14 protein-coding genes are annotated in these 13598 nt (G+C 35.4%); 9 read left to right on the top strand and 5 right to left on the bottom strand.

The annotated features are described in order from the left end of the window. Nucleotides 1–11 precede the first annotated feature (11 nt). The 3 genes from B9Y84_RS01630 to folE all read left to right on the top strand — a co-directional run bounded on the left by B9Y84_RS01630 (nt 12) and on the right by folE (nt 2116). Entirely contained in the window at nt 12–881 is an 870-nt protein-coding gene (locus B9Y84_RS01630; RefSeq protein WP_085515348.1) for a bestrophin family protein, read from the top strand. 151 nt (nt 882–1032) lie between these two features. After that, a complete protein-coding gene (locus B9Y84_RS01625; protein WP_085515347.1) occupies nt 1033–1440 on the top strand; it encodes a 6-pyruvoyl trahydropterin synthase family protein in 408 nt (135 codons plus the stop codon). Beyond that, entirely contained in the window at nt 1421–2116 is a 696-nt protein-coding gene (gene folE, locus B9Y84_RS01620; RefSeq protein WP_085515346.1) for a GTP cyclohydrolase I FolE, read from the top strand. The genes B9Y84_RS01625 and folE overlap by 20 nt, the downstream gene beginning before the upstream one ends. 115 nt (nt 2117–2231) lie before the next feature. Here the strand turns inward: folE and B9Y84_RS01615 are convergent, their stop codons facing one another. Together B9Y84_RS01615 and B9Y84_RS01610 are read right to left on the bottom strand one after the other, a co-directional pair. Further along, nucleotides 2232–3329, bottom strand: coding sequence for an MFS transporter (locus B9Y84_RS01615; protein WP_085515345.1), 1098 nt, complete (start codon nt 3327–3329; stop codon nt 2232–2234). A gap of 88 nt (nt 3330–3417) precedes the next feature. After that, on the bottom strand, nt 3418–5283 hold the full coding sequence (locus B9Y84_RS01610) for a M1 family metallopeptidase (protein WP_085515344.1): 1866 nt from the start codon (nt 5281–5283) through the stop codon (nt 3418–3420). A gap of 209 nt (nt 5284–5492) precedes the next feature. Here B9Y84_RS01610 and B9Y84_RS01605 point away from each other — a divergent pair, with 209 nt between their 5' ends. From B9Y84_RS01605 to B9Y84_RS01585, 5 genes are all read left to right on the top strand, one after another. Then, complete coding sequence (locus B9Y84_RS01605) at nt 5493–6134, top strand: DUF4290 domain-containing protein (protein WP_085515343.1); 642 nt, start codon at nt 5493–5495, stop codon at nt 6132–6134. Between the two features lie 3 nt (nt 6135–6137). Next, on the top strand, nt 6138–7445 hold the full coding sequence (gene murA, locus B9Y84_RS01600) for a UDP-N-acetylglucosamine 1-carboxyvinyltransferase (RefSeq protein ID WP_085515342.1): 1308 nt from the start codon (nt 6138–6140) through the stop codon (nt 7443–7445). 132 nt (nt 7446–7577) lie between these two features. Beyond that, complete coding sequence (locus B9Y84_RS01595; protein ID WP_221406400.1) at nt 7578–7967, top strand: rhodanese-like domain-containing protein; 390 nt, start codon at nt 7578–7580, stop codon at nt 7965–7967. Beyond that, nucleotides 7964–8719: an EI24 domain-containing protein gene (locus tag B9Y84_RS01590; RefSeq protein WP_085515341.1), complete on the top strand. Its 756-nt coding sequence runs from the start codon at nt 7964–7966 to the stop codon at nt 8717–8719. Before B9Y84_RS01595 ends, B9Y84_RS01590 begins: the two co-directional genes overlap by 4 nt. Before the next feature lie 27 nt (nt 8720–8746). After that, nucleotides 8747–10102: an NAD-dependent succinate-semialdehyde dehydrogenase gene (locus B9Y84_RS01585; RefSeq protein WP_085515340.1), complete on the top strand. Its 1356-nt coding sequence runs from the start codon at nt 8747–8749 to the stop codon at nt 10100–10102. A 212-nt stretch (nt 10103–10314) separates the two neighbouring features. On the opposite strand, the gene B9Y84_RS01580 is transcribed toward B9Y84_RS01585, so the two are convergent. Genes B9Y84_RS01580 through B9Y84_RS01570 form a run of 3 tightly spaced genes read right to left on the bottom strand, consistent with a single transcriptional unit; the run spans nt 10315 to nt 13107 of the window. Then, nucleotides 10315–11352 carry a vWA domain-containing protein gene (locus B9Y84_RS01580; RefSeq protein ID WP_085515339.1) on the bottom strand — a complete coding sequence of 346 codons (1038 nt, stop codon included), beginning with the start codon at nt 11350–11352 and terminating at the stop codon, nt 10315–10317. Beyond that, nucleotides 11342–12232, bottom strand: a complete 891-nt coding sequence (locus tag B9Y84_RS01575; protein ID WP_085515338.1) for a hypothetical protein — start codon at nt 12230–12232, stop codon at nt 11342–11344. The genes B9Y84_RS01580 and B9Y84_RS01575 overlap by 11 nt, the downstream gene beginning before the upstream one ends. Then, nucleotides 12229–13107 carry a DUF58 domain-containing protein gene (locus B9Y84_RS01570; RefSeq protein ID WP_085515337.1) on the bottom strand — a complete coding sequence of 293 codons (879 nt, stop codon included), beginning with the start codon at nt 13105–13107 and terminating at the stop codon, nt 12229–12231. Before B9Y84_RS01570 ends, B9Y84_RS01575 begins: the two co-directional genes overlap by 4 nt. Before the next feature lie 63 nt (nt 13108–13170). Between B9Y84_RS01570 and B9Y84_RS01565 the strand changes: the two genes are divergently transcribed. Next, the gene (locus tag B9Y84_RS01565; protein WP_085515336.1) at nt 13171–13596 is read left to right on the top strand and encodes a DUF4296 domain-containing protein; all 426 of its coding nucleotides are present in this window, start codon (nt 13171–13173) and stop codon (nt 13594–13596) included. Nucleotides 13597–13598: the final 2 nt, after the last annotated feature.

The raw sequence follows: 13598 nt of genomic DNA, 5'->3' as shown, positions 1-13598 counted from the left end.
TTGTTTAGAACATGATTAAATATAATCCAAAAAACTGGTTCGGCCTTATTTTTCATTCCTATAGTCGTCAGGTAGTCAGAACACTACTTCCATTTTTGACTATAATGGCAATCTACACTGCTGTTGTTACCTTTTTGATTGAAGATTATTTTCAATTAGAATTTACCAGCACCACAGTAGTTCATTCACTTCTAGGGATTGTACTGGGTTTATTTTTGGTGTTTAGAGTAAACTCTGCTTACGATCGATGGTATGAAGGCAGAAAATTATGGGGTTTATTACTGAACAACTCAAGGAATTTGGCTTCAAAGTTAAATGCAATGCTTTCTGTAGAAAACAAAGACGATAGAAGATTTTTCGAGGAAATGATACCTGCTTTCGCTTTTGCATTGAAAGATCACTTAAGAAAAGGTGTGGAAATCAAGAATCTAAAAATCACAGACAAAGCAATCGTTATATATCTGGAGAAAAAAGACCACATTCCAAATGCTTTAACAGCTTTAATTTACAAAAAATTAAATCAGTTGTTAAAATCCGGTAATTTAACACCTAATCAATTTTTGATGCTAGATAAAGAAATGAAAGAGTTTTCAGATATTTTAGGCGGTTGCGAAAGAATAAAAAACACCCCTATCCCCTATTCCTACAGCATGTTCATCAAGAAATTCGTTTTTACTTACACCGTAACGCTTCCTTTGGCCTTTATCACTGAATTCCATTATATCACGATTCCTATTGTACTATTTGTATTCTTTATTTTGGTAAGCGTGGAATTAATAGCTGAAGAAATAGAAGAACCATTTGGAGGAGATGTCAATGATTTACCGACTAAAGAGTTATCCGATAAAATTGAGCTAAATGTGAAAGAGCTAATGGATTAAGCTAATTTTATAAAGTGATTCGAATTCAGACTCAAAAAATTGAAAGCGCAAAACTTGACCTAATTCCGTTTAACTTTTTTATATTTTTATTAAACACTTCAAACTCTTCCGTGTTATTGCCGTATATTTCACCTTTGATAAATAAATTTTAATGAAAGTAGCAGTTTTCAGGAAAGAACATTTTAATGCCGCCCATAGGTTAAACAATCCGAAATGGACGGAAGAGGAGAACCGAGAGGTTTTCGGAAAATGTAACAATCCCAATTTTCACGGTCATAATTATGAACTTATCGTTAAAGTAACAGGAGAAACAGACCCTGATACAGGATATGTGATGGATATGAAAGTGCTCAGCGATTTGATCAAAGAAAGAGTATTGGATAGATTTGACCATAAAAATTTGAATTTGGATACTAAAGAATTCTCTAATCTTAATCCGACCGCTGAAAACATTGCTGTTGTAATTTTTAATTTATTGAGGGGTGAAATTGATCCTGACAAGGAATTAAAAATTAAGTTGTACGAAACGGAAAGAAACTATGTTGAATACCCCGCATAAAAATAAGGATTTAGATAATATGAATGATTTTGATGAATTGGGCGATGACCATGTAGCCTCAAACTTCGAGACCCCCTTGAGAGCAGATGCCTTCGAAATGGACGATGATCTTAAAATGGAGATGATTGCCAAACATTTTAAAGAAATCATGCACATATTGGGAATGGACTTAAGTGATGATAGCTTGAAGGGAACTCCCAATAGAGTTGCTAAAATGTATGTGAAAGAAGTTTTCAGTGGTTTAAATCCTAAAAATAAACCTCAGCCTAAGCTTTTTGAAAACAAATATAAGTATAGTCAAATGTTAGTAGAAAAAGATATTACCTTCTACTCACATTGCGAACACCATTTTGTACCTATTTATGGAAAGGCACACGTTGCATATATTTCAAGTGGAAAAGTAATTGGTCTTTCAAAAATTAACCGAATTGTACAATATTTTTCTAAAAGACCTCAGGTTCAAGAGCGTTTGACTGTACAGATTGCAGAAGAACTAAGAAAAGTGATGGAGACAGAGGACGTGGCTGTAGTAATGGATGCGAACCATATGTGTGTTTCTTCCAGAGGTGTAGGTGATACAAACAGCAGAACTGGTACATCATATTTTGGCGGAAAATTTAATGATGAAGCTACTAGACGTGAATTTTTAGATTATATTAACTCACCTAGTTCTTAATAGAGAAGAACATTCTAATTGCAAAAACCTGTCAAAATAAATCTTGACAGGTTTTTTTATGTTCATATCGATTATTCAAGGTGTTAAAAATTGGCTTTTGCGCATTTCTCCCGGACTATAGTAAAACAATGTCAATCACACTATTCGGAATTTCAAATCCACAGAAAAATACTCCTACGCCTAATACTTTTTGTTTAACGCTTGTATTCTGCAATGCTAAGGGTAAGGCAGTAACGTTAACCATAGCATAAAAAACTGCAAAAATAACCAAAGCAAATATTATGATTACATTACTAGGGATGGTAAAGATCCCAACTGTGCTGACGCCAGCAAACACCAAACCAATCAGTAAGAGTTTTAAAATATTATCCTTTGTTACCTTTCTACTGATTATAATCGAGAAAATGGCAGTAAGAATCAAAACTAGAGAAGACACCCACTGTCCACTCATGCCCATGATCGACTTTAATCTATCTAAATAATCAGGGAAAACTTCTATAATTATTCCAGAAAACAATCCCATTCCAACTCCTAAAATGATTACTCTTCCCATTTTTGTTTTCGGTTTAAAATCATCAGGTCTAGTTTCTTGTCCTTCTACTGTCACTTTGAGTGAGTACTTTCTTAATAAATAGCCCGAAACAGAAACAATGATCCCTCCCACTGCAAATGTTGCTGCTCCTCCTAAAAAATCGATAATATCCACGATCACAGGTTCTAAGGAATAGAGTAAATCAGAAGTAATTGTTAAGGCCGCTACTGTAATAGGTAATTTGGTGCTAGGGCTAAACATTTCGATAGTTGAAATTGCTGGGCTTGTAAATAGACTCATAGCAAAAAGCCAAAGAATCACTAAGACAGGCAACGCATAAATGACAAATGATTGTGGGGGATTCACTATTAGGGTAAAAGCAACCGTCATAAATATCATAGCAGCAAAGCTCACTCCCAGCGTTATAATTCGTAATCTATTGCCTAATCTGTTACGATATTTATCTCCTAAATAGCCTGCTAGTGGGGGTGTAATGATCAAAATAATAGCTTGTGCCCATATTAACATTGGCTCAAACTCTGTCATATTAAAAGTATCAAGTAATGCGGGCTGATATCTATGATAGGCAATCCAACCGATGATAACGGAAGCATAAAGTGCTAGTAAACTGAACATTTGCTTCCATTGGATGACAGCATTAGTTGTGTTTTGATTATCCATAATAAAAAAGTCTTTACAGTTTTCCCAATTTACGAAGGCTCATCGCTTTTTGGATTTACTGTAAAGACTTTTTTACAAAGAAATTGAATTATTTATCGAAAGTTGCCTTTAAATGCTTTTCTGAATCAAAAGAGTTGTTTTCTCTATCTACATCTGCCATACCCTGCTTTTCATCTATAATCATGCTTTCAATATTAGAAGCAGATTGAGCTAACTCAAAAGTATAAGTTGGAAAAACCCAAGGCCAGTCTGCTAACGTTTTAATATTAGCATTATCATCAAAAGATTTTTCTCCTCTCATAATTCTTAAAGGAATATAAATCAATTCGCTGCTACCATCTTTATAAGTAACAGAAACTTCTAAAGGCATAGGCATCTTACCTATTTTTTCTAGAGTAACGAAGGTCTGATCTTCATTTTCTATTACAGATTTAATTCCGTAATCAATCTGTTTGGTAGAATAAACCCAATATTCTTTAAACCAATCTAGCTCTAAACCAGAAGCTTTTTCCATAACCCTAATAAAATCATTGTCATTTGGATGCTTGAATTTCCACTCATTGAAATAAGTTCTCATAGCGGGATAGAAAACATCTTCTCCAATAATATATCTTAACTGGCCTAAAAAAGTAGCACCTTTTGAATAAGCTGCTCTTCCATATGCAAAATTAGTTACATAATGGTCAGCATGAGTGCTCATTGGTTCTTCATAACCACTTTCTGCTAGTGCCAAATATCCTCTATAGTTTCCTGACTGAGGATTTTCTTGACCTTGTTCCATAATCGCATTCATAGTTTCAGCTGCACCAAAAGAGGTGAAACCTTCATCCATCCACTCGTACAATGATTCATTTGAAGCCAAAACTCCTTGGTACCAACTGTGAAACATTTCATGCACAGTGACTCCTACTAAACTTCCTAAGCTTCTTTCCCCTGTAATCAATGTCGACATTGGATATTCCATACCTCCATCTCCTCCTTGAATAACTGAATACTGCTCGTAAGGATATTCACCAAACGTTTTATTCATATACTCAAATGCTTTTATAGTATATTCTGGTAGCTGTTCCCAGTTCTCTTTAGTTTTATCATTTTCCTGATAAAGGAAATGTAATTCAGGTCCATTTGGAACCTGGGCTTTCACGTGTTTGTAATCAGGATCTGCAGCCCACATGAAATCAATCACTTGAGGAGCCTTAAAGTGCCAGGTTAACTTTCCTTTTTTACCTTTCCCTCCGTCTGTTCCTTCTTTTTGGTATCCATGTCCTACTTCTTCAGGGTTTTGAACATAACCTGTTCCACCTAAAATATAATCCTTGTCAATTGTGATCTTTACATCAAAATCTCCCCATATACCATGAAATTCTCTTCCTATGTAAGGATTAGAATGCCATCCTTGGTAATCATACTCAGACATCTTAGGATACCATTGCGCCATCGAGTAACTAATACCTTCTTCATTATCTCTACCCGTTCTTCTAATCTGCTCAGGTACTTGTGCTTCAAACTCCATTTCAAATGTAACCGTCTCTCCTGACTTGATCGGTTGGTTTAAGTCCACTTCAAGAATTGTTCCTACCACTTCAAAATCAACGGCTTTTCCGTTCTGCTTTAAGCTTTTTATCTTTTGATAGCCTATTCCCTCTTCATCTAACTTACTTATTCTGTCGCCTACTCTTCTATCCGGGTCTTTAATCGTTCTGGAACGAACATCCATCATACTATTGGGCTGAAATGCATTGAAATAGAGATGATAAAATACCTTATCCAATTGATCGGGTGAGTTATTGGTGTATTCCACTTTTTGCTCCCCTTCAAATCGATGTGTTTCCACATCCATATCGATTTCCATTTCATAATTAATAGCTTGTTGCCAACGATCTTTTACTTGCCCAAAAGCAACAGTAGAACTGATCAACATGGCCATAATTAATCCTAAAAAATTTATCTTCATAATGATTATATTTTGGTTTTACTTGAATTTCAAAAATGGTTAATTCTATTTAATATGTCAATCAATTTTATATAAGCTTTAAGATTTGGCTGATGAAAAGTGATTGTAAAGCTTTTTTCAAGGCTGAGGACTTTATTTTTCTACTTAAGATTGTAATGCCTGTTATTTATTTCTAATTTTCTACCTTTGTGAAAGAATAAGCTAAGACTATGTTAGATTATAATACCCAAAGACCGGAAATGAAATTAAAAGAATATGGACGCAATGTCCAAATGTTGGTCAAACATTTGCGCACTGTTGAAGATAAAGAAACGCGCAATAAAATGGCCTATACGGTTGTAGACTTGATAAAGCAGTTGAGCAGCGGACCAAAAGACCACAATAATGACAATATGCAGAAATACTGGGATGACTTATATATCATGTCAGATTTCAATTTGGATGTTGACAGTCCTTTTCCGATGCCGGAAAAAGAGGTTCTAGGAAAAAAGCCACAACCGGTGAAATATGCTACAGATGAAGTAAAATTCAAGCATTATGGAAGAAATATAGAATTATTGGTTGAAAAAGCCATAAGCATTGAAGAGGAAGAAGAAAAGCAAGCAGCAGTATATTATATTGGCCGCTTAATGAAGACTTTTTACACTACTTGGAATAGAGATAATGTAACCGAAGAAGCGATAGCTGATAACATCAAACAATTGTCGGATGGCAAATTATCTGTTGATATTGAACATGTAAAAGCTACTAATGGTTTTGATGCCATCTTTAAGGATAACCGGCCAAGAAATAATAATAATAAAGGAAAAAGACCTAGCAAAGGTAATAACCCGAAAAGAAGACGAAATTAATCAATGGCATCATTTAAAATTACTGGAGGGCAAAAACTCTCCGGTGAAATTCACCCTCAAGGCGCAAAAAATGAGGCTTTACAAATTCTTTGCGCTGTATTATTGACTCCCGAAAAAGTTACTATTCACAAAGTTCCTAATATTGTTGATGTCAATAAGTTAATAGATTTATTGAAAGACTTAGGAGTTGAAGTAAAACAAATTGGAGAGGAAAGTTACGAATTTACGGCAAAAAACGTCAATCTTGATTTCTTCGGGACTGCTGAATACACGAAAAAAGCAGCTTCCTTAAGAGGTTCGATAATGCTTCTAGGACCTCTTCTTGCCAGATTTGGAAAAGCCATGATCCCTAAACCGGGAGGAGATAAAATCGGCAGAAGGAGGCTCGACACCCATTTTATTGGATTTCAGAAACTAGGAGCAAAATTTCTTTTTGAATCAGAAAAGAATTTCTATCACATAGATGCCTCCAGTTTAAAAGGTGCATACATCCATCTAGATGAAGCTTCAGTTACTGGTACTGCTAATATAGTAATGGCCGCTTCTATGGCAGAAGGTAAAACTACCATCTATAACGCTGCCTGTGAACCCTATCTACAGCAGCTTTGTAAAATGCTGGTGAGAATGGGAGCGAAAATTGAAGGCATAGGTTCAAATCTTCTTCATATTGAGGGAGTAAAAGAATTAAAAGGAACAGAGCATACTATGCTCCCGGATATGATTGAAATCGGGAGTTTCATTGGCTTGGCTGCTATGACACAATCTGAAATCACCATCAAAAATGCTGGGATAGAACATTTGGGGATCATTCCCGAAACTTTCCGAAGGCTTGGTATTAAAATGGAATTTAGAGGGGACGATATTTTTATTCCATCTCAGCAGCACTACGAAATTGAGACCTTTATTGATGGCTCTATCATGACTATTGCCGATGCTATTTGGCCTGGTTTTACTCCTGACTTGTTAAGCATTGTACTAGTTGTAGCGACACAAGCGAAAGGAACAGTTTTAGTACATCAAAAAATGTTTGAAAGCCGATTGTTTTTCGTGGATAAATTAATCGATATGGGAGCTCAAATCATTTTGTGTGATCCGCACAGAGCTACAGTCATCGGCCTCGATAGACAAATTAATTTAAGGGGTATATCTATGACATCACCGGATATTAGAGCTGGAGTTTCCTTATTAATAGCTGCTCTATCGGCTGAAGGTGAAAGTACTATTCATAATGTAGAACAAATTGACAGAGGATATCAGAATATTGATACTAGATTAAATGCCTTAGGAGCTAAGATTGAACGAGTGGATTGAGTTAATTTTTAGAGACTAGAAGTCGGGAATTCACATTAGATATTGAATTTCGCTCTATTTAGTAAGTAACCTTTGATACAGTGAAATATTTTTAATGTATTACGTTTGTAAATTAGAATTAAAATCAATGATATGAAAATCTTAATCTCTATTACAATATCAGTATTCCTTATGGCAGCTTGTTCTCAAAGCAACGCGCAAAAGAATATGACAGTAGGCGAATTGCATGCGATTGAATTTACGGATGATAACGAACAGCTTGTCTTAGATGTCAGAACTCCACAAGAGTATGCTGAAGGTAAAATTTCCGGAAGTCAAAATTTGGATGTTTTGAAAACAGATCTATTCACTACTTCTATCGAAAAACTAGATAAAGAAAAAACCTACTATGTGATTTGTCGATCAGGAAGTAGAAGTCAAAAAGCGGCCGATTTGATGACAGAGGCTGGGTTCAAAAACGTAAAAAATATTACGGGAGGAATGCAAGCTTGGGAAGCGGCAAATTTTCCTGTAGAAAAATGAAAAGATTTTTTCAGGAGTTTAGCCAGTCGACCCTCGCTTATTATGAAGCCTTTCAATTTGTGAAGATTCACAAGCTGAAAGGCTTTGTTTTGAGTGCTGCTTTCTTCAATCTTTTTGCATTTATTTTTGTTGGTGTATTTGCTTGGATCTATACAGGGAGATTAATAGAATTAATCTACTCAACATTCAATTTTCCGAGCGATTGGGAAGAATGGGGTAATATCCTCCAAATTCTTACCTCTATTTTTATAAGGCTCCTTCTGGTTTCAATTTATATAAATCTTTACAAATACATAATCCTACTTATCTTTGCACCTGTTCTAGCCATCCTTTCAGAGCGGACTCAAAACATCCTACTTCGACAAAAGAAATCAATTAACTTGATTCGATTAGTTTCTGAAATAGGACGTGGAATGATAATGGGCATAGTCCTAATCATTTTTAATATTATAATTTATATTGTTTTGATCCTTGCAAGTATTGCTATACCCTTTCTTGCTCCCGCTTTCCTTGTTTTGATTTTTCTAACAGAAAGTTTTTTCTTCGGAGCTTCCATGCTCGATTATAGAAATGAATATTTCCAATTAAGTGTGAAATCGAGCTTACAAAAAATTTTTATACATAAAGGTTTGGTTTTAGGTAACGGTTTGGCTTTAAACCTGTTTATACTAATACCATTTGTTGGCGTTTTATTTGCACCTTCCTTTGCGCTCATAGCAGCAGGAATTCATGCAAATAAAGTGATCAGATGATTTTTTTGAACTAAACGAAAATCTATTATGGCTATTGAAAGCAGAAATCCATTCAATAACGAAGTAGTAAAAACTTTTGAAGAAGAAACTGAGAGTCAAATATCACAAAAGATTGACTTAGCTCAAAACACTTACTTGGACTGGAAAAAAACCAATTTTACACATCGAAAGGAATTAATGCTAAAAACGGCTGTTCTACTCAGAGATCGAAAAGAACAGTATGCTAACTTGATGACAATCGAAATGGGCAAAGCAAAAAGAGAAGCTATTGCCGAAATTGAAAAATGTGCCTTAGCCTGTGGTTACTATGCAGGTAATGCTGAAAAATTTCTCTCCAATAAAATCTTAGATGTCCCCGAGGGTGAAGCCTATGTTGCCCACGATCCTATCGGAATTGTTTTGGCTGTGATGCCTTGGAATTTCCCTTTTTGGCAGGTATTCCGCTTCCTGGCACCAAATTTAATGGCAGGTAATGTAGGATTACTAAAGCATGCCTCCAATGTACCACAATGTGCATTGGCTATACAAGAAGTTCTACTGGATGCTGGATTTCCCAAAGGTTGTTTTCAGACGCTCTTAATTTCATCTTCTAAAGTCAATATGATCTTAGATGATGACCGAGTGAAGGCAGCTACTTTAACGGGAAGCGAAGAAGCGGGAAGCAAAGTAGCAGAGAGATCAAGTAAAAACCTGAAAAAGACCGTTTTAGAATTAGGCGGCAGTGATCCTTTCATTGTTCTAAAAGATGCTGATATCAAAGAAGCTGCTAAAACAGGTGCTAAGGCCAGAATGATCAACAATGGCCAAAGCTGCATAGCTGCTAAACGCTTTATCTTGGAAAAATCTATTGCAGATGAATTTCTGAGTTATTTTAAAGTCGAATTTGAAAATATCAAAATTGGAGACCCGGCAGATGATAATTTTGATTATGGCGCAATGGCCAGAGAAGACTTAGCAAAAGAATTAGAAGATCAGGTAGAGAGATCAGTAGAAAAAGGGGCGAAAATTCTTATAGGTGGAAATAGAAACAAAGCATTTTTTGACCCTACCATCCTAACTGACGTAAAACCTGGAATGCCAGCTTATGAAGAAGAATTATTTGGCCCTGTAGCTGTGATTTTAATAGCCAATGATGAAAAACATGCGATAGAGTTAGCCAATGACTCCAGGTTTGGACTAGGTGGTTCTTTATGGAGTAAAGACATAGAAAAAGCCAAGAAGCTTGTAAGAGAGGTAGAAAGCGGAGCTGTTTACATCAACAAACTCATGGCCTCTCATCCCGCAGTTCCTTTTGGAGGAGTCAAAATGAGCGGTTATGGTCGAGAACTGTCCGAAATGGGAATCAAGGAATTTGTTAATCAAAAGACTGTTTGGGTAGCTTGAAAAATTTGAATATTTCGGTCTGACGGATACAAAATATATGCAATTTTTGTACTGGTACTAGACTGATTTAACTATTTTAATAAAGATCTGAACCTTCCTTCTGATCGATTAGAATGTTACGATGACTCTAGGAACAAAACCAGCAAGATCCAAGAAAGGCACCAACAAAACGATTGTGCTGGACGCCTTTGGATGTCAGATATTTGTACTTGCTAATCTACCAAAACGTTGGAAATATAAGTTGATTTGGTCAGCATCCATAATAGAAAAAAAACGATGGCCCATTTCAGATAGACATCATAATAATCTTTGGTGTCCTTATAACGAGTTTCTTTGATTTCAGCTTTTTCGTATTCATCGATAATACTAAACACTTCTTCTAGTGCTTGATTATCTGTTGCTCTGTAAAATTTACCCTGCCCTATTTCTGCTATATTTTTTAATCCTGTTACATCCATTGAATTTTCAATATATCGGGTTCTGCCAAAGAAGTCTTTTCCATAAGGCACTTTTCCTTCTTTCCCGATGGCAATGGTATAAATTTTAATATCATAGGCATTGGCTAATTTCGCAGCAGTTTCTGGATCAATGTTACCTGCATTGCTATCCCCATCGCTAAGTAGAATTAACACTTTCGATTTAGAATCTGATTCTCTCATTCTGTTCGTTCCAACGGCTAAAGCACTACCTATTGCGGTTCCTGATGCCTCCATCATTTTAAAATCAATATCAGAAATCTGGTTCTTCAACATCTTATAATCAGTAGTCAAAGGAGATAAAGAGTAAGCTTCCCCGCTAAAGATGGTCAATCCTATTCGATCTTGAAATCTGCCATCAATAAAATCATTAGCCACTTGCTTTGCAGCTTCCAATCGATTGGGTGTGAAATCCTGAATCTTCATGGACTCAGATATGTCCATCACTAACATAATGTCAATCCCTTCTGTCCATTGCTCAACACGCTCATTAGTTTGCTGGGGCCTAGCCAGCGCTAACAACATTAAGATTGCAGAAAACAGCAGAAGAATTAAAGGAATAAACCGGAGAATAGAAGACATTTGAAAAGCAATTCCTTCTCCACGGAAAGCAACTGGTACTTTTGGGCTAAACCTACTTTTCAACCACTCCACTATTACATAAAGGATAGGCAAGGCAATCATAGCATATAATGCTAAAGGGAATTCGTATTCAAAAGCTCTCAATCTTTCAGGAGTAAACCAATCGAAACTCCACCAGTTATTACTTTCCATTTGCGATTGCTTTAATTCGTTCTTCTAAAATAACATCTGCATAATTCAAAAGGAATTGAAAAGCTTCCGTAGCATTTTCTCTTCCTTTCGAAGAATAAATTGTTTTGTCAATAGACTTCAAATTCTCATACAATTCTTTATGCTCCTGCATCTGATTGATCTCTTTGCTAGTCAGTTTTGCGTATGGTGAGCCTGACACAAATTCTGCATGCTTCTTCCACATATAGAGCAACTTTTCAATTTTCTCCACGGGTATATCTCCTACTGTAGATAATTTACCTTCAAATGAAATCCTGAACTTCGTATGGCGTTTGTTAAGCCTCCAAATTCGCCATTTTTTTCTTAGTTTATTTCCAAAGAAAATGAATATCAGCAAAAGCACAATACCAACTGCAATCAAAAAAGCTATTAAGTAAGGATAATTAAAGTCCTTATCGAGTTTTGTAATGATGGCATCAGTTTTCATTTTGAGGCTATCACTTACCACTTGAATTTGTTCTTCTAAGAACAAAGAATCCTCATCAGCATAAATTGCAGTACTGTCTTCGCCCTGAATAAGGAAAATAGGTAACTTTAACATTTGAACCTTATCAATTTCAAAAGATGACAAGGTATAAATTACACTATCAAAGCTCTGAATACTATCCGATTTAGTCGGAAAATACTGCTTAGTAGCGTATTCGAATGGAGCATAATTAAATAATGAATCAGGCATTAATATTTGAAATTCAGCAGGATAACGCACACTCAAGCTATACTGTATTGGCTCACCAATGGCCATACTGTCCTGAATAAATTGTCCTTTAGGCTTAATTTGTTGCCCGAATAAATTAGTAATAATTGCAAGACTGAAAATTAAGCTCAACCCGTATTTCTTCATGCTTTTTTCTTGCTTAAATTCCTGATTTTAAATAGTTTGATTAATTTTGCTGTATAGTCTTCTTGCGTATCAATAAGCAAATAATCTGCTTGATTACGCTTACAAATATCATGTAATTCGGCTGAATAGTCTTTGTTTTTTTGCTGAAAATGCTTTTTAAAAGTAGCACTTGAAGTATTCACCCACCTGGTTTTGCCAGTCTCTTTATCTTTGATCGGAACTATACCCAACATTGGTAAATCCGTTTCCAACTTATCTTTGATGTGAATCACTATTAAGTCATGCTTGCGAGCCAAGGCTTTTAGATGATGTTCATATCCTTCATCCACAAAATCACTAATAAGAAATATAACACTTCTTCTTTTCACTAATCCTAAGAGATAAGAAAGCCCTTTATCTAGACTGGTTTTTAAAGATTTTGCCTTTAAATCAAAAAGTCTAGTGATTGCATAGTATCCGTGCTTTTGTCCTTTTCCAGGCTTAACATATAACTCTCGTTCATCGGAATAACCGACCATACCTACTTGACTACCCTCTTTTAATGCTGAAATACACAGAATTCCCGCTATCTCTTTGGCGATATCAGATTTTTGCTGTCCCTCCAATCCAATCTCCTGCGAAGCACTTACATCAATCAGAAAGTAAACACTTTGCTCTTTGTCTTCCTTAAAGGTTTTAACAAATGTACCATGTCCTTTTGCAGAAACATTCCAGTCAATAGTTCGCACATCATCCCCATATTGATAAGGACGAACATCATCAAACTCTAATCCGGAGCCCTTAAACACAGAATGAAAGTCTCCCTGCATTTGATTATTAACCGCTTTCCGGATTTTTATTTCATATTTTCGAAGCTTTTTAAACAGCTCCCTCATAATAGGTCTTTTAAATTGTTAATTTTGCAGTCCATAAGACGCAAACGAAAAAGATAACGATAAATGTCATTATCAGTTTACAAAAATATAATTGGCAACGAATTTGATGAAGCCAATTGTAATATTAATATAAAAATGAGAAAACTTATCTACATCATCGCAATATTAACAATAGTTTCCTGTAGTGGAAAAGAAGAACAGCCAAAAGGTATATTACCCCCTGAAAAAATGGCGTTAATTCTTTCGGATATCTATTTAGCAGAACATAAAGCAGCCAATATTGGTTTAACCCTAGATTCGGCAAAAGTAGTTTTAAAACACTACGAATTAAAAATTTTTGATGATCACAATACCACTGACTCTATTTATAAAGAAAGTTTTAAATATTACCTCGATCATCCCGATAAATTAGAAGCTGTTTACGATATCGTTATCGATACGGTAAGCCTTAGAGATCAAGTAGAAAATGCAAAAAAGAAGAGCAAGTAAAG

This window comes from Marivirga sericea (assembly GCF_900177665.1).
GTDB classification, from domain to species: domain Bacteria; phylum Bacteroidota; class Bacteroidia; order Cytophagales; family Cyclobacteriaceae; genus Marivirga; species Marivirga sericea.
The sequence above is the reverse complement of the archived record's forward strand: the minus strand, read 5'-3'. Positions and strand labels throughout refer to the sequence as shown.